15 protein-coding genes and 2 tRNA genes are annotated in these 21,712 nt (G+C 60.3%); 13 read left to right on the plus strand and 4 right to left on the minus strand.

Annotated features, from left to right (window positions below):
- Positions 1-124 precede the first annotated feature (124 nt).
- Positions 125-1,471 carry a radical SAM protein gene (locus tag MRX98_RS07305; protein ID WP_246904579.1) on the minus strand — a complete coding sequence of 449 codons (1,347 nt, stop codon included), beginning with the start codon at positions 1,469-1,471 and terminating at the stop codon, positions 125-127.
- Positions 1,472-1,564: 93 nt separating this feature from the next.
- Positions 1,565-2,857 carry a TIGR04283 family arsenosugar biosynthesis glycosyltransferase gene (locus tag MRX98_RS07310; RefSeq protein WP_246904581.1) on the minus strand — a complete coding sequence of 431 codons (1,293 nt, stop codon included), beginning with the start codon at positions 2,855-2,857 and terminating at the stop codon, positions 1,565-1,567.
- Positions 2,858-3,299: 442 nt separating this feature from the next.
- Between MRX98_RS07310 and MRX98_RS07315 the strand changes: the two genes are divergently transcribed.
- The 8 genes from MRX98_RS07315 (at position 3,300) to MRX98_RS07350 (ending at position 14,057) form a co-directional block, all read left to right on the plus strand.
- The gene (locus MRX98_RS07315) at positions 3,300-3,974 is read left to right on the plus strand and encodes an anthranilate synthase component II (protein ID WP_246904583.1); all 675 of its coding nucleotides are present in this window, start codon (positions 3,300-3,302) and stop codon (positions 3,972-3,974) included.
- Complete coding sequence (gene pabB / locus MRX98_RS07320) at positions 3,892-6,174, plus strand: aminodeoxychorismate synthase component I (RefSeq protein WP_246904585.1); 2,283 nt, start codon at positions 3,892-3,894, stop codon at positions 6,172-6,174. The genes MRX98_RS07315 and pabB overlap by 83 nt, the downstream gene beginning before the upstream one ends.
- 166 nt (positions 6,175-6,340) lie before the next feature.
- The gene (locus MRX98_RS07325) at positions 6,341-7,699 is read left to right on the plus strand and encodes an efflux RND transporter periplasmic adaptor subunit (RefSeq protein WP_246904587.1); all 1,359 of its coding nucleotides are present in this window, start codon (positions 6,341-6,343) and stop codon (positions 7,697-7,699) included.
- Positions 7,696-10,917, plus strand: coding sequence for an efflux RND transporter permease subunit (locus tag MRX98_RS07330; RefSeq protein WP_246904590.1), 3,222 nt, complete (start codon positions 7,696-7,698; stop codon positions 10,915-10,917). The genes MRX98_RS07325 and MRX98_RS07330 overlap by 4 nt, the downstream gene beginning before the upstream one ends.
- Before the next feature lie 83 nt (positions 10,918-11,000).
- Entirely contained in the window at positions 11,001-11,816 is an 816-nt protein-coding gene (locus tag MRX98_RS07335; RefSeq protein ID WP_246904593.1) for a hypothetical protein, read from the plus strand.
- A gap of 135 nt (positions 11,817-11,951) precedes the next feature.
- Positions 11,952-12,656, plus strand: a complete 705-nt coding sequence (locus MRX98_RS07340) for a Crp/Fnr family transcriptional regulator (protein WP_246904595.1) — start codon at positions 11,952-11,954, stop codon at positions 12,654-12,656.
- Between the two features lie 130 nt (positions 12,657-12,786).
- Entirely contained in the window at positions 12,787-13,440 is a 654-nt protein-coding gene (locus tag MRX98_RS07345; protein ID WP_246904598.1) for a flavodoxin family protein, read from the plus strand.
- 98 nt (positions 13,441-13,538) lie between these two features.
- Positions 13,539-14,057 carry a flavodoxin family protein gene (locus tag MRX98_RS07350; protein WP_246904601.1) on the plus strand — a complete coding sequence of 173 codons (519 nt, stop codon included), beginning with the start codon at positions 13,539-13,541 and terminating at the stop codon, positions 14,055-14,057.
- A gap of 402 nt (positions 14,058-14,459) precedes the next feature.
- Here the strand turns inward: MRX98_RS07350 and MRX98_RS07355 are convergent, their stop codons facing one another.
- Both MRX98_RS07355 and MRX98_RS07360 read right to left on the minus strand, forming a co-directional pair.
- Complete coding sequence (locus MRX98_RS07355; RefSeq protein ID WP_246904604.1) at positions 14,460-14,828, minus strand: translation initiation factor Sui1; 369 nt, start codon at positions 14,826-14,828, stop codon at positions 14,460-14,462.
- A gap of 148 nt (positions 14,829-14,976) precedes the next feature.
- A tRNA-Pro gene (locus MRX98_RS07360) sits at positions 14,977-15,053 on the minus strand.
- 325 nt (positions 15,054-15,378) lie between these two features.
- Between MRX98_RS07360 and MRX98_RS07365 the strand changes: the two genes are divergently transcribed.
- From MRX98_RS07365 to lon, 5 genes are all read left to right on the plus strand, one after another.
- Positions 15,379-15,465, plus strand: a tRNA-Leu gene (locus MRX98_RS07365).
- A gap of 350 nt (positions 15,466-15,815) precedes the next feature.
- On the plus strand, positions 15,816-17,147 hold the full coding sequence (gene tig / locus MRX98_RS07370) for a trigger factor (RefSeq protein WP_246904607.1): 1,332 nt from the start codon (positions 15,816-15,818) through the stop codon (positions 17,145-17,147).
- Between the two features lie 183 nt (positions 17,148-17,330).
- A complete protein-coding gene (gene clpP, locus MRX98_RS07375) occupies positions 17,331-17,945 on the plus strand; it encodes an ATP-dependent Clp endopeptidase proteolytic subunit ClpP (RefSeq protein ID WP_425523874.1) in 615 nt (204 codons plus the stop codon).
- Between the two features lie 5 nt (positions 17,946-17,950).
- Positions 17,951-19,195 carry an ATP-dependent Clp protease ATP-binding subunit ClpX gene (gene clpX, locus MRX98_RS07380; RefSeq protein WP_246904623.1) on the plus strand — a complete coding sequence of 415 codons (1,245 nt, stop codon included), beginning with the start codon at positions 17,951-17,953 and terminating at the stop codon, positions 19,193-19,195.
- A gap of 8 nt (positions 19,196-19,203) precedes the next feature.
- Complete coding sequence (gene lon, locus MRX98_RS07385; RefSeq protein WP_246904626.1) at positions 19,204-21,654, plus strand: endopeptidase La; 2,451 nt, start codon at positions 19,204-19,206, stop codon at positions 21,652-21,654.
- Positions 21,655-21,712: the final 58 nt, after the last annotated feature.

Here is a 21,712-nt window from a genome sequence, read left to right on the forward strand (position 1 = left end):
TGTCGGTCGCTCTATGCCATCAACGTTCAAGACGAATGTTTGCCACTTTTAATAAATGTATTCATAAATGAAACGACGTTCGGAATCAATACTTTGTTTACACAGGCCTTTCCGTTAAAGGGACTCATGGGCTACCGGCGTCGTCCCGTCGCCGGAAACGCTCCTTGGGAGGGTTGAAATAGCCGTGCAGCAGACGGGGAAAGGCCCTGCGTACAAGGGTGATCAAGGGTGCAATGCCGATGGGCGACCCCTGGGGCGCTGCCGCGGTCATGATGTGTCGGTAACGCAGGGGGTCGAAATTGAGGTTGCGCCACTGGATCATGTGCACCGGGTGGACCCGTAAAAAGGCCTTCAGGGCATCCCGCTCCTCGGGCGTGTCGGTAAAGCCGGGGCAGTTGAGATAGTTGATCGCCACATGGGCGCCATGGGCCAGGGCGGCATCGATGGCGGCCGTCACATCCGCGAAGGTGTACCCGGTCGGTCGGAAATAGGCGTGATAGCAGTCCGGACGGACGCTGTTCATGCTGATTCGGACACTGTCCAGGCCGGCTTTCACCAATCGGGCCAGTGGCTCGGGTCGGCTGCCGTTGGTATTGAGATTGATGGTGCCCTGGTCGGTTTGTTGGCGGATCAGGCCGATGGCCGCCGCGATGGTGTCGGCCACCAGCAACGGATCGCCTTCGCAGCCTTGACCGAAGCTGACCACGGCGCGTTCGACGCGGTCGATGTGGGTCAAGGCGACGGCGGCGATCTCTTCGGGAGTGGGAATGAAGCCGATGCGTTCCTGGCTGCTGGTCAAGCCGGAGTCCTCCTGCAGGGAGATGCAACCCAGGCAGTGGGCGTTGCAGGACGGCGATGTGGGCAAGGGGGCTTCGTACCGTCCGAGAAAGAAGTTCTTGCCGGCTGGACAGCCATAGGTCAGGGCGCATTTTTCCAGATGGGCCCGCAGCCGGTTGTCGGGCAGGGTGCGACGCATGCGCCCCACGCCGACCTTGATTTTTTCCAGCGGCATGCGGCGCAGATCCTGGCGCGGTTCGTCGTCCACCAACCACACGGACGATCGAAATCGGCCCCGGTGCCAGCCCACGGCGCCGTAGCTGAACAGGGGCAACAGGCGGGCATCGGGGCATTCGTCATAGGCGGGGGTGTGGGTGATCACGTAGCCCGGTGAGTTGAAAGCCGCCACGGGATAGATGGGTTCGCCCGGCACATAGGGGTTGTCCGCCAGCGGCACGATCCGTTTCCGTCGCAAATCATAGAGCAGCGGGATGCGGTCGGGCAGGAACATCAATTCGCTGCCGTGGGGCAACGGTTGGGTGTGCATCACGTCGAGGGGCGCCATCAAAGCGCCGTCGGCACCTACGGCGGCATAGCCGGCCAGGTCGAAAATTTCTCCCCGCGCGTTGGCCACCACGGCGGCGATCCATTTGGGCGCAGGCCCTTTTTGTTTGCTTGGTTGCCGCTGGTTCATCCCGGGCTACTCCCTCCCATCCGGTCCGTTTCAGGCCGGTGCTATCGATTCAGCCGTGCCTCGCGCATCACACGGCCCGCCCCGTCCCGACGCCTATCGATGGTACAACCCCGCCAGCCGATCCGGCGATATACCCAGCAGCAAACCGCCGGCGATGACGGCATTGATCAGGGTGGTGCGTACAATGCCCCGCCGACGCCAGCGGCGGCTCGAGGTGACGGCCGCGCCGGGCGCCAGGGCGATCCGTCCCGAGGGGGCCAGGCGGCGGGCCAACAGCAAATCTTCGGCAATTGGCACCATTGGAAAGCCCCCCACCCGATCGAACACCCGCTTGCGCAGAAAGAACCCCTGGTCGCCATAGGGCAATTTCAGCCGGCGGCTGCGCGCGTTGGTCAGCCGGGCGATGGCGTGCATGGCCCAGTGGTCCCAGTCGGTTTGGAAATGAAAGGCCCCCAATACCACGGCGGGGTCCAGCAAACATTCAAACACGCGCGCGCCGAAATCCCCGGGCAGGCGGGTGTCGGCGTGCAGAAAGAGCAGTGCGGATCCCTTTGCCAGGTGGGCGCCGGCGTTTTGCTGCACGGCCCGGCCCGGTTCCGCCGTGATGACCGTCGCGCCGGCCGCTTTCGCTTTGAAAACGGTATCGTCCCGGCTGCCGCCGTCGGCCACGATCACCTCGATATCCGGGGCCATCACTTCAGCCACCGCCGGGCCGATGCGGACCGCTTCATTCAATGTCGGTATGACGACACTCAAAAAGGGTGCATATCCCTGTCGCCCGCCATGCAAGGCTGCCAGATCCGCCGGCGTGTCGATGTCGTCCATGGGCGGCAGCAGGGCCAGGGAAAGCCCATGCGCCTGCGCACGCGCCATGGTTTGGGCCAGCACTTCCGGGGTGCCCCATGGGATGCCCGTGAAAACATCCGCTGCTTTCCGACATCCCACCAACCAGTAACCGCCGTCACGGGCGGGACCCAGCACCAGGTCGTGTCCGGCCAGCGCTTCGAAGGCCATCTCCAAGTGCCGTGCAGTCATCCGGGGCACATCGGTGCCCAGCAGCACCACCTGCGAAGCGCCCCTGTGCAAACCATCCGCCAAGGCCGCCGCCATTCGCTGACCCAGATCGCCCTGGACTTGCGGAATCAGCTCAATCCCCTCGCGGCCCAGCCAACGGCGCACCTGCTGCGCCGTGCCGTCGGCATAGACAAACGCGACCGGCGCTAAACGGGACCCCTTCAAAACGGCCACCGCCCGTTCGGTCCACTGCCGCTGCAACTCGGCGGCCCCCAGCGGCCCCACCACGGGTATCAACCGGGTGTTGGTGCGTCCCGGCACCGGATACCGGCCGAACAGAATCAATCGGCGTTGGGCATCGACGCCCGGCATGGCCCTCATTCCCTTCCCGGAATCGGTTTGCGGCAACGGTCCTTCGGGTGCCTTTTTACCATACACCAAGCAAACCCACCAGCCGAGCCCTGCGGGCCAGTTTTAAGTTTTAAGTTTTAAGTTTTGATGGTCTCGTAAAAAGTCGGAATTTTCAATTTTCGACGCTGTAAGTACCTAAATTTATACGATGGCAATTTGCAAAAACACCGTTTTTGGGACTTTTTACGAGGCCATCAAACTTAAAACTTGAACCTCGCACCACACCCAGTGAAAATCCCCCATCCGCCATTCTTGTTTGACTTGGCGCCGTTTTTCTTTTATCAATTGTTCAAAATCAGCAACAACGCTCCTGCGGCCAACGGCAGGGCGTAAAATGAGTTATGCCATAGGCCCAGCCACCCAGACTCATGTCGGGGTGGCTTTTTTTAATGGAGGCGACGGCATGCCCATATTACTGGTGATCGACAACTACGACTCTTTTACCTACAACCTAGTGCAGATGTTCCGCCGCTACCCCCTCGATATCCGGGTGGCGCGCAGCGATGCCATCGATCCGGTCGAAGTCGCCGCCCTGGCCCCCGATTACATCCTGATCAGCCCGGGCCCCAAGGATCCGGCCCATGCCGGCGTTTCCATGCCCCTGATACGGCAATGGCATGCCAAAGTGCCCATCCTGGGGGTATGTTTGGGCATGCAGTGCATCAACGAGGTGTTCGGCGGCCGCACCGTGCGGGCCACCCAACCGCTGCACGGCAAAACCAGCACCGTGGTGCACGACGGACGAGGGCTGTTCGCCGGCATGCCGTCCCCGTTTCAGGCGGCGCGGTACCACAGCCTGATGGCGGCCCCTGCGCCGGACGCCCTGCGCCGCCACTTGACCATCACCGCCCGCACCGCCGACGGTACCATCATGGGCTTGGAACACCGGCGCCATCCGCTGTGCGGGGTGCAATTTCATCCGGAAAGTTTCCTCACCGAGCAAGGTTTCACCCTGGTGGAAAATTTTCTGCAACGCGGACCCTTGAAGGATCTCCATGAATCTCAAAGCAGTCCCCTCTCCCTTTGCGGATCTTCCGGGCATGGACACCGTGACCGGCGTCCATGCCCGGCCCTTTGACCTGCGGGAGCCCTTCGAGGCGTTGTGCGCCCGCTTCGCCGCCTTGCCGGGCACGGTGGCCTTGCTCAGCGGCGGCGATCTGGACTGCGCGCGGTACCACCTGCTCGGCCTGTGGCCATGGATGGTCCTGTCCGGCCGCGCCGGCCGGGTGATCCTGAGCGTGGACGGCACCCCGCACCGGATCGACGCGCCGCCCCTGGCCGTGCTGGAGACGTTGCTGGACCGCTTGCAGTTGCCCACCGGACAGTGGCCGGCACCCATGGCAGCGGGGTTGATGGGCTACCTGGCCTACGACCTCAAGGATGATCTGGAGCGCCTGCCGCGCACCAGCGTGGACGACCTTCTCCTGCCCCACATGCTGTTCTTTGCACCGTCGCTGCTGGTCGTGCACGACAAAACCACCGGCGCCACCCGTTTGATGGTCCCCCTGCGTGCCCGCGCCTCGGAGACCCCGGATCATATCATCGATGGGTTCCGCGCCGCATGCGATGGACCGCCGGCCGAAGCGGCCCCCTTTTGTCTGCCCGCCGCCGGCCGCCGGGCCAACGTCACACCCGAGGCCTACCAACAGGCCGTGGGACGGGTGATCGACTACATCGCCGCCGGCGATGTTTATCAAGTCAATCTTTCCCAGCGCTTCCAGGTGCCCTTCGACGGCGATGCCTACGCCCTGTTTCGCCACCTTTACGCCCGCAACCCGGCCCCCTTTTTCGCCTTCATCCAGGCCGGCGACCATCAGATCGTCTCCACCTCTCCCGAGCGGTTCGTGCAGCAATCCGGTCGCCGGGTGGAGGCCCGCCCCATCAAGGGCACCCGGCCGCGGGGGGCCACCGCCGAGGCCGATGCGGCCCTGCGAGCGGAACTGGCCGCCAGCACCAAGGACGATGCCGAGCTTTCCATGATCGTCGACCTGCTGCGCAACGACCTGGGCAAGGTGTGCCGGGCCGGCAGCGTACATGTGACCGAGCACAAGCGCATCGAGGCCTATCGGAATGTCTACCACCTGGTCACCCGGGTGGAGGGCGAGCTGGATAGGGATACAGGGAGTGTCGACCTGATCCGGGCCGCCTTTCCCGGCGGCTCCATCACCGGCTGTCCCAAGGTGCGGGCCATGGAGATCATCGACGAGCTGGAGCCCTGCCGCAGGCATCTCTATTGCGGCAGCATCGGCTACATCAGCCTGCACGACACCATGGATCTGTCCATCGCCATCCGCACCGCCATCATCACGGGCGGGATCCTCCACTATTCCGCCGGCGGCGGGGTGGTCTACGATTCCGATCCCCGCAGCGAATACGAGGAAACCTTGCACAAGGCCCACACCCTGCTGACCGCCTGCCAGGCCACGGCGACGGATGCCGTGGATCCCTCCAATGCGGTGGTGTGGTGCAACGGCCGCCTGCAACCCGCCGCCGAAGCCGCCGTGCCCGTTGCCGACCAGGGACTGCTCTACGGCTACGGCTTTTTCGAAACCCTGCGGGCGGACCATGGCCGTGCGCCCTTGCTGGCGGCCCACCTGGCGCGTTTCAACGCCACCTGGCGCGCGTTGATGCCCGATCCGCCACCGGATGTCACCTGGGATGCGGTGATCGCCGCGGTGATCGCCGCCAATGGCTTGCAAGTCGGATGTGCCGCCGTCAAACTGTTGGCCACCCGCGGCAGCCGCGCCGCGGCGCCCTGGGACCACACCCTGCTGGTGACCGCCCGGCCCTACACCCATCGGGCGGCCGTCCATGAGAGCGGTGGCCTTGCCCTGGGCACTTATCCCCATCCGCGCCAAAGCCCCTTGGCGGATCACAAGACCCTCAACTATCTCTACTATCTGCAAGCCGGCCAATGGGCCGCGGCCAAGGGCCATGACGAAGCCTTGATCCTCAACCCCGACGGAACGGTTTCGGAGACCAACACCGCCAACCTTTTGCTGATCGAAGGCCGGGAGGTGTCGCGTCCCGAATCGCCGGCGGTTTTGCCCGGCGTCATGGCGGCGGCCGTTTGCGACCAACTGGCCCGCTGGGGCTATCGCATCCGTTGGCGCCCGGTCCAGCCTTCGGAATTGCACGGTACCGGGCAGCTCCTGGCCGCCAACGCCCTCATGGGCGCAGTGCCGATCCACGCCATCGACGGCCGCCCAAGGCCCGCAGGCGGGCCGCTGTGGCGTCGCATCAACGACGCCATTCTTCCCGGTTGGGAGGGGGCGTAAAGCATGTCCATCGACAAACAGCATCTTGCCGTCGACCGCACGGCATGGTAATTAGCCCGCCGTGTGCAAAACGCTTGCGCGCGTGTTGCGCAGCAACCCATTCGTTCAAAGCCTTCCGCCCTGACATCCCGCCCGGCGGTCACCATGATGCAAAAGGGGATTGAAAATGCCATCGGACGGTTCCTCCCAAGGCAAAGGCATCTCCAGAGATGTTATCCGGCGTATCGTGATCTGCGCACTGGTTCTGCTGTTCGGCGTGGTGGTCATGCTGGTCATGGTGGCCTTGAAAAAGCCGCCGGTCGAGGTGGCGGCGGGCGAACAGCCCTTGCGCGTGGCCGTGATCGAGGCCCGGCCGCGGCAGGTGCCGGTGACCTTGACCGGTTACGGCAGCGTGCGGCCTCTGGAGGTGGTGGCCGTGGCGGCGGAGGTGAGCGGCAAGGTGGTGGCCATGCATCCCCAACTAAAAGTGGGGGGCATCATTCCCGCCGATGAAGTGCTGTTTGCCATCGATCCGCGGGACTACCAGACCGCCCTGCTGGAAGCCCGGGCCATGGTCGGGCAGCTGGAGAACAACTTGCTGGCCCTTGAAAAACAGTATGGGTTCGACCGGCAGCGGTTGGTCACCCTGGAGCGCAACCGGGAGCTGGCGCGCACCGAATACGAACGGGTGCGCGACTTGTTCGCCCGCAACCGGGTCGGGACCCAGGCCGCCGTGGATGGCGCCGAGCGGGCCTACAACACCATCCGCGATCAGACCGACCAGCTGGTACAGGCCGTGGCCCTCTACCCGGTGCGCATTGCCGAGACCCGCGCCGCCCTGGCGGCGGCCGAGGCCCGGCAGGCCGCCGCGTTGAACAACCTGGAACGGTGCGAGGTGCGCCTGCCCTTCGAGGGGCGGGTCTCGGACCATGCCATCCAGGTGGGGCAGTTCGTCAACCGGGGCGTCAATGCCGTCACCCTGGCCAATGACAGCCTGCTGGAGATCCACCTGCCCTTGGACAGCCGCGATGCCCGCCAGTGGCTGCGCTTCCAGGCCGACGACACGCCCGGCGACAGTGCCTGGTTCGGCTCCCTGGAACCGGTGACGGTCCAAATCCGCTGGACCGAGGATACCGGCGGCCGGGTGTGGGAAGGCAGTTTGCACCGGGTGGTGCGCTTCAGCGAGGACACCCGCACCCTTACCGTGGCGGCTCGCATCGAAGGATCCCGCGCCCTGCCGGTCCAAGGCAACGGTTTTCCCTTGGTGGCGGGCATGTTCTGCCAAGTGGACATCCCCGGCCGCACCATGGCCGATGTGGTGCCGCTGCCCCGCTGGGCGGTCAGTTTCGAGAACACCGTTTATCTGGATGTGGCGGGCCGCTTGAAAACCGTGCCGGTGAGCGTGGCCCGCATCGAAGGCGAGACCGCCTATGTGGCCGAAGGGCTCGCCCCCGGCGACCGGGTGATCCGCACCCGCCTGGTGGACCCCCTGGAGAACAGCCTGCTGGAGATCGTCGCCGACGACCGGGAGGAGGGCGCTTCGTGAAAGCCTTGATCACCGCCTTCGCCCGCAACCGGGTGTTCGCCAACATCGTACTGCTGATCCTGTTCGGCGCCGGCGCCTTGGCGGCCTATTCCATGATCCGGGAGAACTTTCCGGAGTTCTCCCTGGACATGATCACCATCACGGTGGTCTATCCCGGCGCCGACCCCGAGGAGGTGGAAGAGGGGATCAGCCGCAAGATCGAAACGGCCCTCGAGGGTCTGGAGGGGATCAAGCAGTACACCACCACTTCCATGGAGAACATGGCCACCGCGATGATCGAGGTCCGGGAAGGGCAGGATGCCGCCGAGCTGCTCAACCGGGTGCGCAGTCGGGTGGAGGCCATCGCCACCTTTCCCCCCGCCGCCGAGCGGCCCATTATCGAAGAAGTGCTGCTGCGGGACGTGGTGATGTTTCTCTACCTCACCGGCGAGATGTCCGAGCGGCGGCTCAAGGAGTGGACCGAAAACACCAAGGACGAGATCCAGCTGCTGCCGGAAATCTCCCAGGTGGAGATCTTCGGCGCCCGGGATTACGAAATCAGCATCGAACTGTCCGAGCCGCGCCTGCGGGAGTATGGCCTGAGCTTGGGCATGGTGGCCGATGCCGTGCGCCGCGGCAGCCTCAACCTGGCCGGCGGCACCATCCGCACCCTGGAAGAGGAGATCCGGGTGCGCACCATGGGCCGGCGCTACACCGGCGAGGAGCTGGCCGACCTGGTGGTGCTGGCCCGCCCCGGCGGGGAGCTGGTCACCCTGGACCGCATCGCCACCATCCGGGACGGCTTCACCGAGGACCCCATCCGGGCCGCCATCAACGGGGAGCCGGCCAACATGATCTTCATCTACAAAACCAGCGATGAAGACGCCCTGGCCATCTCCCGCAGCGTGCACGCCTTCGTCGAAGACCGGACGGCGCAACTGCCGCCCGGCAGCCGGATCGCGGTACTTTACGACGGCACCACCGAACTGAAGGCGCGCATCAGCCTGCTGACGCGCAACGGCATGATCGGCCTGGCCCTGGTCTTCATCCTGCTCTGGCTCTTCATGGACATTCGCCTGAGCTTCTGGAGCGGCATGGGCATCCCGGTTTCCATCGCCGGTGCCCTGATGATCATGTGGGCCATGGGGATCACCTTGAACATGATCTCGCTCTTCGCCCTGATCATGGTGTTGGGCATCGTGGTGGACAATGCCATCGTGGTGGGTGAAGCCATCTTCGTCAAACGTCAACAAGGATTGCCGCCGATACAGGCGGCCGTGGAAGGGGTCGGCGAAGTGGGCCTGCCGGTGTTCGCGTCCGCCGCCACCACCGTGGTGGCCTTCATCCCCCTGATGTACATCGGCGGCATTATGGGCAAATTCATCTTCCAGCTGCCCGTGGTGGTGATCGCCTGCCTGTTGATCTCCCTGGTGGAGTGCCTGATCCTGCTGCCGGCCCACCTGAACAACCTGCCCGATCCCAACCGCGCCGATCGCGCCATGGGCGCCCTCAAACGAGGCGCCAAAACGGTGCGCCTGGCCGTGGTGCGCGGCCTGGAGTGGTTCATGGCGCGCATCTACACGCCGGTGCTGCGCCTGGCATTGCAGTGGCGCTACATCGCCATGTGCATGGCGATCAGCCTGCTGTTCATCGTACTGGGCATGGTGCGCGGCGGACTGCTCAAGTTCGAAGTGTTCCCCGAGATCGACGGCTATGTCATGACCGCCATCGTCCACTTTCCCGACGGCACCCCGGCCGAGGTGACCCACCAGGCCATCGAGCGGATCGAGGCCGCCCTGGAGCGGCTTTCCGAGCAGATTCCCACCCGCACCGGCGAACCGCTGCTCAAGGACCGCATGGCCCTGGTGGGCCAGACCTTTGAACAGATACCGGCCACCGGTCCTCACGTGGGCAGCGTGCTGGCCGTGCTGCTGGCGTCGGAACAGCGCGGCGTGCACACCAAGGACCTGATGATCCGCTGGGAACGGGAAGTGGGCGCCATTCCGGGCATCCGTTCGCTCACCTTCGAAGGCATGGCCGCCGGACCGCCCGGCGCGCCCATCGAGGTGTGGCTGCAGGGCCACGACATGCCCACCATACTCAGCGCAACCGATGCCTTGATGGAGCGGTTGCGGCGCTTCGACGGCGTTTATCAGATCCGGTCGGACTTCTCGCCGGGCAAGAACGAAATCCGCCTGGCGCTCAAGCCCGAAGCCCGCGCCTTGGGCCTGACGGTGGACGACCTGGCGCGCCAGGTATATGCCGGTTATTTCGGCGAGGAGGCGCTGCGCGTGCAGCGCGGCCGGGACGATGTGCGCGTCAAGGTGCGCTACACCGAGGCGGAGCGCAGTCGCATATCGGATCTGCCCCAGATGCGCATCCGCACCCGCGAAGGGTACGAAATCCCCCTGCGCTCCGTGGCCGAGGTGCAGTATGCCGCCGGTTATTCCCGGATCATCCGCACCGACGGCATGCGCCGGGTGGCCGTCAGCGCCGCCGTGGACGGCCAGCGCGCCAACACCGCCGAGATCCTGGCCGACCTGCAGCAGCACTTCTTCCCCCAATTGCATCGCGACCATCCCGGCCTCTATGTCTCCGTGCAGGGCGAACAGGAGAAGATGCGCGAATCCTTCGAGAGCATTTATATCAGCTTTCCCCTGGCCATGATGGGCATCCTGGTGATCATGGCCACCGTGTTCCGCTCGTATGCTCAACCCCTGGTGATCATGTTCACGGTGCCCTTCGGCATCATCGGCGCCATCGCCGGCCACCTGCTGCTGGGTTACACCCTGACCCTGATGAGCGTCTTCGGCATGGTGGCCCTGGCCGGCGTGGTGGTCAACAACGCCATCGTGATGATCGAACGGATCAACGAGTACCTGGCCGAAGGCTTCCCCTTCCGCGAGGCGGTGCGCTTGGGCGCCATGCGCCGCTTTCGGGCCATCCTGCTGACCACCGTGAGCACGGTGTTCGGGTTGACGCCCCTGATTCTGGAAACCGACCTGCAAGCCAAGTTCCTGATCCCCATGGCCATCTCCATCGCCGCCGGGGTGCTCTTCGCCACCGTGCTGACCCTGGTGCTGATTCCCAGCCTGCTGATGATCCTCAACGACCTGCGCCGCACCGTCCACTGGTTCCGCCACCGCCGGCTGCCCACCCGCGAAGCGGTGGAACCGGCCGCCTTTCGGCGCCTGGAGACGCAAGCGCCGCTATCGGCACCCGATTCACAGGTCGTATAGCAGGCAATTCAGCGCATCAATTGACGGGACAACGCCATCTCGGTATACCTATGGCTCTGGTAAGGAAATTGGGGAGTCGGGATATGAGCAACCGGTCCGGGTGGCGCAACCACTTTCAAGAACACAAAATTGTATTCACCGCCGTCATCATCGGTCTTCTGCTTTTCGAACTGCAAATTTTCGCCTTCGCGGCCATGAAGTCCGGTGGGCAAGTCCGCATCCAGGTCATGGACCAGCAAAACCAAGTGGTATACGAGACCGTATACGCCGATTTTGATGATCACGAAAAAATCCGGTTCGAAAACAACTTCGGACCTCTGACCGACTTCACGGTCCGGCAGGTCAGGGTGCAGCGACCGTTTCCTTTCCGGGCCTGGTTCGCAGCGGCCATCGGATTGCCCATCGGGGCGATGCTTTTGTTCGCCTTTTTCGTCCGGGCCTACGAGGCTTTGTTCTTCAAAGACGATGGAAGCGGCCTAGAGGCGGCCGATGACCGGGAGGGCGCAACGGACAGGATCGGCTTGATGGTCAGTCGAATCAGCCGTTTGAATATCTTCGTCCTCGGGAGTTTCGTCCTTCTGCTGGTGATCGGCATGTATGCCGTGCCCTACTTCGTGGCCGATCTCGGCCGTCACGGTGCTTCGGTCGTTTCCGAATACAGGTGGGTCTTCATCGCCATCTTTGCCGTAATTCTCGGGTTGGTGATCTGGTTTATCTTTCTGCGCTATCGATTGGCCCAAAGGACCATCGATGCTCAGATGGAGGTCGAAAAATATCGCCTGCAGCTTGAGTGCCGGTTCCGGCAGGGATCGCGGATAGCCGGCCCGGATCAGCAGCTGCGGCTTCCGGATCGTTCCACTTCAGAGGAACCTCCGTTCGACGGAAGGCGCATACCGTAGGACGCCATTCATCCCACAAGGACACAAAGGGAACCACCATGATGATGGTGTGGCTTGCTGCAGACAAAAACCTTTCCAGACGATATAAAAGAACAAACGATTGAAATAGTGGTCATATAAGGTGATAGGTGCTTTATGGCTTGTTTGTGTGAGCAAATTGCCGGCAGTGGCATCGACCTTTCGCCAGTTTGCATCGGCCACCTGTGGATATTCCAAAACCTTGAGGCAGATGAGGTCGAAGCGCTGAGCCGGGAGGCATTACGAAAGAAATCGACCGCTGGGCAAGCGCTTTTCTTGCAGGGCGATCCGACCGATGAAATGTTTCTGATCAAAGGCGGTCGCGTCAAGCTTTCCAAGGTACTCGAAGACGGCACTGAACTGACACTGGATATCCGTAAAGCAGGCGACTTTGTTGGTGAAAACATGTTTTCGGAAGAGGGCCGATATCCGATCAGTGCCTATTGTATCGAAGATACCTTGACCTGCGGTTTCAGTCGCAGCCAATTTGAGCAACTCGTTCTTCAACACCCAAAGGTCGGCTTGCAAATCATCAAAAACCTCAGTGAACGAATCGCCTGGTTGACCCGGCGCGTGGGAAGCCTGGCCGTCACCAATATCGAGGACCGCCTATACAGGGTACTAACCAGTGTTGCAAAAGAGCATGGGATGACCAGCCCCCAAGGCACCATCATCCAGTTTCCCTTGACCCATGAAGATCTGAGCTTTTTAATCGGAGCTCATCGGGTCAGCATTACCCGCGCCATGAAAGCGCTGAAAGCCGCAGGTAAAATCCTTCATGAGGACAAACGGCTCATCCTTCCCGGCTTGAAAATCGCTTAGATTTTTGTTTTATCGGCAATCGGTCGCACCCACGTGAATTTTTCCTGCATGTAACAACTGCTACAGAAAGATTTGTTTTTGGCTCCTATGGTACAGTGTAATACAACCCCACCTATAAGGAGCACAGACCATGAAACCCCAAATAATAGGAATCTCGGGCAGTCCCATCGCAAACAGCAATACCGACCGCTTGATTCAAGCCGTGCTCGAAAGCAGTGGCCTGTCTTCGGAATTCATTAAACTCAGCAAGATCAACGTGCGTCCCTGTATCGCCTGTCTTGGATGCAAAAAAGACAACATCTGCAAGGTCAAAGACGATTTTCCCGAGCTGGCCGAAAAAGTTCGTCATGCCGGTGCAATTGTGGTTGGCGGGTATTCACCCTATGGAGCGGTTGACGGTTTTACCAAAGCGTTTGTTGAACGATTGTTTTCGCTACGGCATCAAAACGGTCTCAATAGAGGCAAGTTGGCGGTTGTTGTCGCCACGGGCATCGGCCGAGGAGCGCCCGGCTTGGAAGAGACCTGCAGCCAGATAAACCATGCCTTGACACTTGAGGGTATGAGCGTATTGGGGCAATTGAAGGTGATCGGCAATCCGGAATGCATGGTTTGCGGTTATGGCCAGACATGTCCGATGAGCGCGCTGCCATGGGTTTTCGGTGACGAAACGGAGGTGACCCCCGAAAAGTTCTGCAATGTGGAAGACCAATCGGAAACCTGGGAACAAGCCAGACTGTTGGGCCAGGAGATTGTCCGAAGGTTGGGTAAGCAAATGCGGATGTAGATTCACAGCCTTTCCAATCAGTCAAAGCAACCACGAGAGAAATCGTTGATTGTTCCAAAAACAAAAAAGGTGATGTCAAAAAAACGGGAGGTTACGCTATGAAAACATTAGTTGCTTTTTTTAGCCAGAGTGGGAATACGAAAAAGATCGCTGAAGCCATATGGGCAGAAGCATCGCAAGCAGATAAGGCGGATTTGAAGAAGATAGAGGACGTCGCGGCTGAAGATGTACTTGGATACGATTTTATTTTTATCGGCTCGCCCCTCCACTCAGGCAGCCTGGCAGCTCCTGCCAAAGCGTTCTTGAAGGGAATGCAAGCAGCTTCAGGCCAAAAAATGGCTGGTTTCATCACTCATTTCGCCCCGGTCTATCCGGAGCAGGACATGAATGCTTTTGCAGAGCCGATAAAAACAGCTTGTGAGGAAAAAGGTATTGAATACAAGGGCTTTTTTGACTGCCAGGGGGCGCTGACGGAATCTTTGCACACAGCAGTGCAAAAGAAGCTCAATTTATCGGACGAGCAATGGGCGAACATGGTCAAGCAGATGACCGGTCATCCCAACGAAGAAGACATCAATAAAGCTAAAAAGTTCGCCAAGGAGGTTTTGGCGGATTGAAAGAGCCTCTTACATTCCGTAATGAAGGCTGTCCTTGGAATTATCGCTGTTTTTGTCCAGATGCCTCGCCAGTTCGATGGTGCAGATCGCATTCGATTGGAAAATGTCCTTCCTGTTGAGTATGTCCACATCGAACTTGGCGGGATGCGCAACGATGACGGTGCCGGGATTGCCCACCAGGGCAGTCGGCTCTTGGTGCGGCCGGCTGCCTCGGAAAGGGGGGGTTGTCCTGCATCATTTTGTGGGTGATCTGGTGGATGGACCTCGCCTCTATCGATATGGGCATGCCCGGGTTAAACAGTTCGCATACCGGCTGTCCGCCTTGGGGCTTGAAAGGGATATGACAGGTCCTGTCATCGGGCCCGTTTCCGGTTGTTGATGTATCCAGAAAGCTGAGCCTCATCACCCGCCGGCAATCTTGACCTTGAACCCGCTCCTTTCCAATTCGGCCCGGACGGCCTCCCGATGGTCCCCCTGGATCATGATGACACCGTTTTTGGAGGAGCCGCCGCTGCCGCACAGGTTTTTGAGCCGGGTGGCCAGCTGCTTGATGTCCTCGTCACGTTCATCGAACCCGGAAATGGTCGTAACGGTTTTGCCGCCGCGCCCCTTGGTTTCGCGCCGGATGCGCAGAATGCCATCGGATTCGGGCGCGGCGCCTTTGGAGGCCCGCTTGTCCTTGCAGGCGCACTTTTTTTGAGGCCGCCCGCAAGTCGGGCAAATGCGGCCGGTTTCGGTCGAGTAAATGAGCCGGGAATCGTCATTGGCCATGAAGTGTGCACCGGGTTTCCGAGCATTTATGAGATGCTCTTTTTGCATGGTGTTGTCGGAAAATCTCATGTTGTCCAAAGGGGCAACACGCAATGTTTCCGGTGGGATATTTGGCGGACATACCTACAACTGCAGATCTTTGATGTGTTGGTCGGGGCGAGAGGATTTGAACCTCCGGCCCCCTGCTCCCAAAGCAGGTGCGCTACCAGACTGCGCCACGCCCCGATCGTGGCCGGTGCATACCACGACCTTGATCGCGATGCAAGATTCAAACAGAGGCCCTTGGCGTCGAAACGCGCAGCACCCGGCCACCCGGCCCACCCGCCGGCGGTTGTTCAATGCTCCGCAGGCACCTATTGAGACCGTGCTCACACCTATCGCGTAATTAAAATGTCTGCATGCCTACGACTACTCATGGTGCGTATCTCGCCCGGCCAATTTTGCTTGACACCCTTCCTTATAAATATTAACTATTTTCCTTTTAAACAGACACAGTTAGTGGAAAAGAGGTTTAAATAAAGCATCCGAATGGCGTCCGGGCGATATTTGTGCGAGAGTGGCGGAATTGGTAGACGCACTGGACTTAGGATCCAGCTCTGGCGACAGAGTGGGAGTTCAAGTCTCCCCTCTCGCACCATCCCGGCCATCCATCTCAAGCACCTTGGCGCGAGGACGGCAGTTGTTCGGTGAATCGACAAGCCGCCCGGGCCGGTTTTCAACGGTGCGCACGTCTTGTTTTTCATTCCGCCATAGGAACAATGGGTGGTGGGTTGCAAGGTTCGGCAAGGTTCGTTGCCGCCTGATCCGGATTTGGGCGGCCACTGTTTTTTCGGCTCGCGCTTTTGACACCGGGGGACTTGCGTCGGGGCAAGCGGTTGCTGCAAGTTCCGATGCCAAGGCCGGACGGTTTTTGGCGCGAAAAATGCATTAGTTGCGGGGCACGGGTCCCGCGACCGACGAGGATGGGCTTAGAAAGGTATCGACGTTATGAAAGTGACTGTTGAAGATCAGAGCAGCGTCAAAAAAGTGTTGCACATCGAGGTGCCGGCCGACACGGTTACCAGCGAGTTGGACAAGGCGTATAAAGAGGTTGCGAAAACCGCCAAAATCAAGGGGTTTCGCCCCGGCAAGGCGCCCCGTTCGGTGTTGGAGCGGATGTTCCGCAAGGATGTGCACGCCGATGTTTCCTCAAAGTTGATCCAGGAGGGTTTCCTGGCCGCGGTCCGGGAAAAGGATCTGAAGATCATCGGCCCGCCCACCGTCGAACCTCCCGAACTGACGCCGAACAGCGCTTATGCCTTCGATGCGGTGGTGGAGGTGCGTCCGGAGATACCGGAAATCGCGTACAAGTCCCTGGAACTGACCAAGAGTGCCTATCAGGTCAGCGACGAGGAGATCGATCTGCAGCTTAAAATGGTGCAGCGCAACATGGCCAAACAGGACAAGGTGGAAGAGGATCGGCCTCTGGCCGACGGTGATGTCGCGGTGATCGATTATGAGGGTTTCAAGGACGGCAACCCCCATGAGGCCACCCGCAAGACCGAAAACTTCGCCGTCAAGCTGGGTGACGGGCGTGTGGTCAAGGATCTGGAGGCGGGGCTGGTGGGCATGAAGGTGGGCGACGAGAAAGAGATCGACGTGGCCTTTCCGGAGGACTATTTCAGCAAGGAGCTGGCCGGGCAGAAGCTGCAGTTCAAGGTGCGGCTCAACGAAATCCGCCAGGAGACCCTGCCGCCGTTGGACGATGAGCTGGCCCGCAGTATCGGTGACCGGTTCGAATCGCTGGACGCCTTGAAGGAAAAGATCCGTGAAAACCTGCAAAGCGGCTACGACAAGCGCATCGAGCAGGAGCTCAACGAGCAGGTTTTCACCCAACTATTGGAAAAGGCGCCCTTCGAGGTGCCCGAATCCATGGTGGAATCGGAGTTGGAGCACATTCTCAAGGATGCCGAACGCTCTTTCGAGCAGAGCAACCGTTCCTTGGAGGATGCGGGGCTCAGCCGCGAGGCCTTGGCGGAAAAGTACCGTCCGGTGGCCGAGAAACAGGTGCGTCGCCACTTCATTCTTGCCAAACTAGTCGAGCAGGAGCAACTGACCTTGGACGATGAGGCGCTGGAACAGGGGTTCCGCGACATGGCGGCCAGTTTCGGCCAGCCGGTGGAACAGGTCAAGGCGTATTATCAACAGGATCCGGACAGTTTGGAATTTTTTAAGCACACTTTGCTTGAAAAGAAGGCGCTCAAGATTATCATTGATAACAATACGATCACGGAAGCCGAAGCGGCGCCAAAGACCGAAGGAGAAGCGGCAAATTCATAGTTTCGATCAGCGCGCCCCTTGCGCTCCAACAGATCGGCGATATAATGAATTCTAACGCACGCACGGCCAAGGGGCCGTGCAAACCCGATGCATCAAGTGCTGCAAAACCAGGGCGAAGCCAATGTGCGTCGGAGTGTAAATATTTGAAAATTATAACTATAATTACCAATAAGGAGTATCGGCGTGCCAGTCATTCCAATGGTCATCGATCAATCCAGTCGCGGCGAACGTGCTTACGATATCTATTCGCGTTTGCTCAAGGACCGTATCATTTTCTTGGGAACCGCCATCAACGACGAGGTGGCCAATCTGTTGATCGCCCAATTGTTGTTTTTGGAATCGGAAGATCCGGACAAGGACATCAATTTTTATATCAACTCCCCCGGCGGTTCGGTAACCGCCGGGTTGGCGGTTTATGATACCATGCAATACATCAAACCGGACATCGCCACCGTCTGCATCGGCCAGGCGGCCAGCATGGGCGCTCTGCTGCTGGCGGCGGGCAGCGCCAAAAAGCGCTATTCGCTGCCCAGCTCGCGGATCATGATCCATCAGCCCATGGGGGGCTTTCAGGGCCAGGCATCGGACATCGAGATCCAGGCCAAGGAGATTCTGCGGGTGAAGGAGATTCTCAACCGGATTCTCAAGGAGCATACCGGCAGGGATCTGACGCAGATCCAGAAAGATACGGATCGGGACTATTTCATGTCGGGGCAGGAAGCAATGGATTACGGCATTGTGGACCATGTGATCCGCAATCGCAATGACCTCGACCAAATCGACAAGATGGAGAAATAACCATCATGGCCAAAAAAGACGACACCAACGACAACCTCTTCTGTTCTTTCTGCGGCAAAAACCAGAAAGAGGTGAAGAAACTGATCGCCGGGCCGGCCGTCTATATCTGTGACGAGTGCATTCAGCTGTGCAGCGAGATCATCGAGGAGGAGGCGGAGAAGGACGAGAGCGAGCTGTCCCACCTGCTGATTCCCAAGGAGATCAAGGGGCGGTTGGATGATTATGTGATCGAGCAGGAGACGGCCAAGCGGATTCTGTCCGTTGCGGTCTACAACCATTATAAACGGCTCGATTCGGCCATCAGCACCAGTGAGGTGGAGATCGAGAAGAGCAATATTTTGCTCATCGGTCCCACGGGCAGCGGCAAGACCCTTTTGGCCCAAACCTTGGCCCGCTTTCTGAACGTGCCCTTCACCATCGCCGATGCCACCAGCCTCACCGAGGCCGGTTATGTGGGCGAGGATGTGGAGAACATCATCTTGTCGTTGTTGCAGAACGCCGATTACGATGTGGAAAAGGCCAAGCGCGGCATCGTTTACATCGACGAGATCGACAAGATCGCCAGCAAATCGGACAATCCGTCCATCACGCGGGATGTGTCCGGCGAAGGGGTCCAGCAGGCCTTGTTGAAAATCATCGAGGGAACCATGGCCAGCGTGCCCCCCAAGGGCGGGCGCAAGCACCCGCAGCAGGATTTCGTCAAGGTGGACACCTCCAATATCCTGTTCATCTGCGGCGGCACCTTCAATGGGCTGGATCAGATCATCAAGCGGCGCCTGGGGTCCAAGACAATGGGTTTCGGCGCCAAAATCCTCAAGGAGAAAGATGCCACCCTGGGTGAGATATTAAAGGAGGTGCAGCCCGAGGACCTGATCAAGTACGGCCTGATCCCCGAATTTCTGGGACGTTTGCCGGTCATGGCCACCTTGGATGAGCTGAGTGCCGAATCCCTGGTGCGGATCCTGACCGAACCGAAAAACGCCCTGGTCAAACAGTACCAGAAGCTGTTCGAGGTGGAAGGGGTCAACCTGCGTTTGACCGACAGCGCCCTGTCGGCGGTGGCCGACCAGGCCATCAAGCGCAAGTCGGGCGCACGGGGCCTGCGCGCCATCTTGGAGGATTGCATGCTTGAAATCATGTACGAATTGCCCTCCATCGAGAATGTCAAGGAGTGCGTCATCGGCGAGGATGTGGTGCTGCACAAGGAAGACCCCATCTTGTTGTACGAGCAAACCAAAAAGCAGGCATAGATTTATAAATGGTTAACATTACACGTTTTTTCAAGGGCGACGACAGTGACAAGGCGGGGCATGTGCTGCCCCTCCTGCCCTTGCGCGATATCGTGATTTTTCCCCAGATGGTCGCGCCGTTGTTCGTCGGACGCCCCAAGTCGGTGGCGGCCCTCTCCAAGGCCATGGACACCGCCGACAAGCACATTTTTCTGGCCACCCAGCGCAGCGCCAATGTGGACAACCCCACTGAAAAGGATATTGCCGTGGTGGGGGTGATCGGTACGGTGTTGCAGCTGTTGCGCCTGCCCGACGGCACGGTCAAGGCACTGGTGGAAGGTCAGGTGCGCGCCAGGGTGCGCCGGTTCATCAAGACCGACGAGCTGTTTCAAGTGGCCCTGGATCCCATCGAAGAGGTGACGGCTTCGGAGCCCGAAGCCGAGGCCCTGGCCCGGTCGGTCAAAGAGGGCTTCGAGGCCTATGCCAAGCTCAACAAGAACATCGCCAAGGACTTGGTGGCCAAGGTGGCCGCCATTACCGATCCGGGTCGGTTGTCCGACGCGGTGGCGTCCCACTTCTCCTTCAAAATTGAAGACAAACAGCGTCTTTTGGAAGCAACACCCATCGAGCGGCGGCTCGGCCTCTTGGTGGAGCTGATCAATCTGGAGATGGAAGTGTTCCGGATGGATCAGCGCATCAAGGTCCGCGTCAAAGAGCAGATGGAGAAAACCCAGAAGAACTACTATCTCAATGAACAAATGCGGGCCATCCGCAAGGAGATGGGGGCCGAGGACGAAGCGGCCGACGAGCTAAAGGAGCTTGAAAAGCGCATCAAGCGCAAACGCATGCCTCGGGAAGCGGCGGCCAAGGCGCGCCAGGAGTTCAAGAAGCTGAAGTTGATGACGCCCATGTCGGCGGAAGCCACCGTGGTGCGCAACTACATCGAGTGGATCATCGGCCTGCCGTGGTACGAGCGCAGCCGGGTGCGTATCGACATCACCGATGCGGAACGGATCCTGGAGGAAGACCACTACGGCCTGGACAAGCCCAAAGAGCGAATCCTGGAGTACTTGGCCGTGCAGGCCCTGGTCAAGAAGATCCGGGGGCCGATTCTTTGTCTGGTGGGACCGCCGGGGGTGGGCAAAACCTCCCTGGCCCGGTCCGTGGCGCGCGCCACCGGACGCCGCTTCATCCGCCTTTCCCTGGGCGGCGTGCGGGACGAGGCGGAAATTCGCGGCCACCGGCGCACTTACATCGGCGCCATGCCGGGCAAGATCATCCAGTCCCTGAAAAAGGCCGGCACCAACAATCCGGTCTTCTGCCTGGATGAAGTGGACAAAATGAGCATGGATTTCCGCGGCGATCCCAGCGCGGCGCTGCTGGAGGTACTCGACCCGGAGCAGAACTACGCCTTCAACGATCACTACCTGGACTTGGATTACGACCTGTCGGAGATCCTGTTCATCACCACGGCCAACACCCTGCCGGACATTCCCCTGCCGTTGCAGGACCGCATGGAGATCATCCGTTTGCCGGGTTACACCGAGCACGAGAAATTCAATATCGCCCGCGCGTTCCTGGTACCCAAACAGATCAAACTCAACGGCTTGCAACCGGAGCAGATCGCCATTTCGGACAACGCCGTTTACACCGTGATCAACCGCTACACCCGGGAAGCGGGGGTGCGCAACCTGGAACGGGAGTTGGCCGGCATTTTCCGTAAGGTGGCCCGCCATGTGGTCAAAACCGAAACCGACAAGGTGGTGCGGGTGACCGACAGTTCCGTGGCCAAATACCTGGGGCCGCCCCGGTTCCGCAGTTCGGCCATCGAGGAGCAGGATCATGTGGGCATGGCCACCGGCATGGCCTGGACCCAGGTGGGCGGGGAGCTGTTGTTCGTGGAAACGCTGACCATGCCCGGCCGGGGCCAGGTGAGCGTAACCGGCAAATTGGGGGATGTAATGAAGGAGTCGGCCCAGGCGGCGGTCAGTTTCGTGCGCTCGCGGGCCGCCCAGTTGGGCATCGATCCACGCTTTTACCGCAAGCTGGATCTGCACATTCACATTCCCGAAGGCGCGATTCCCAAGGATGGCCCTTCGGCCGGCATCGCCATGTGTACCTCGGTGGTTTCGGCCCTGACCAAACGGGCGGTGCGCCGGGAGGTGGCCATGACCGGCGAGATCACCCTGCGCGGGCGGGTGCTGCCCATCGGCGGGGTCAAGGAGAAACTGCTGGCGGCCCATCGCGGGGGCATCAAGAAGATCGTTTTGCCCAAGGAGAACGAAAAGGATCTGAGAGATATTCCGGCCAGCGTCGCCAAACAGTTGGAGATCGTCACCGTGGAGCACATGGACGAGGTGTTGCCCCATGCCCTGGTGCTGGCCGAGGGTGAGCGGCTGTTCTCCGACCACGATATGCCCTTCGATATGAGCAGCGCGAATACCGGCGAAAAACCCGAGGAGCGGGCCCCGATCAATTAAAAATTCCCTTGACACGTTCGGGGTGAAATGATAGCAAAGGCTTTCTGTTTGGGACCCT

Source organism: Desulfatitalea alkaliphila (genome assembly GCF_022968795.1).
GTDB classification, from domain to species: Bacteria; Desulfobacterota; Desulfobacteria; order Desulfobacterales; family Desulfosarcinaceae; genus Desulfatitalea; species Desulfatitalea alkaliphila.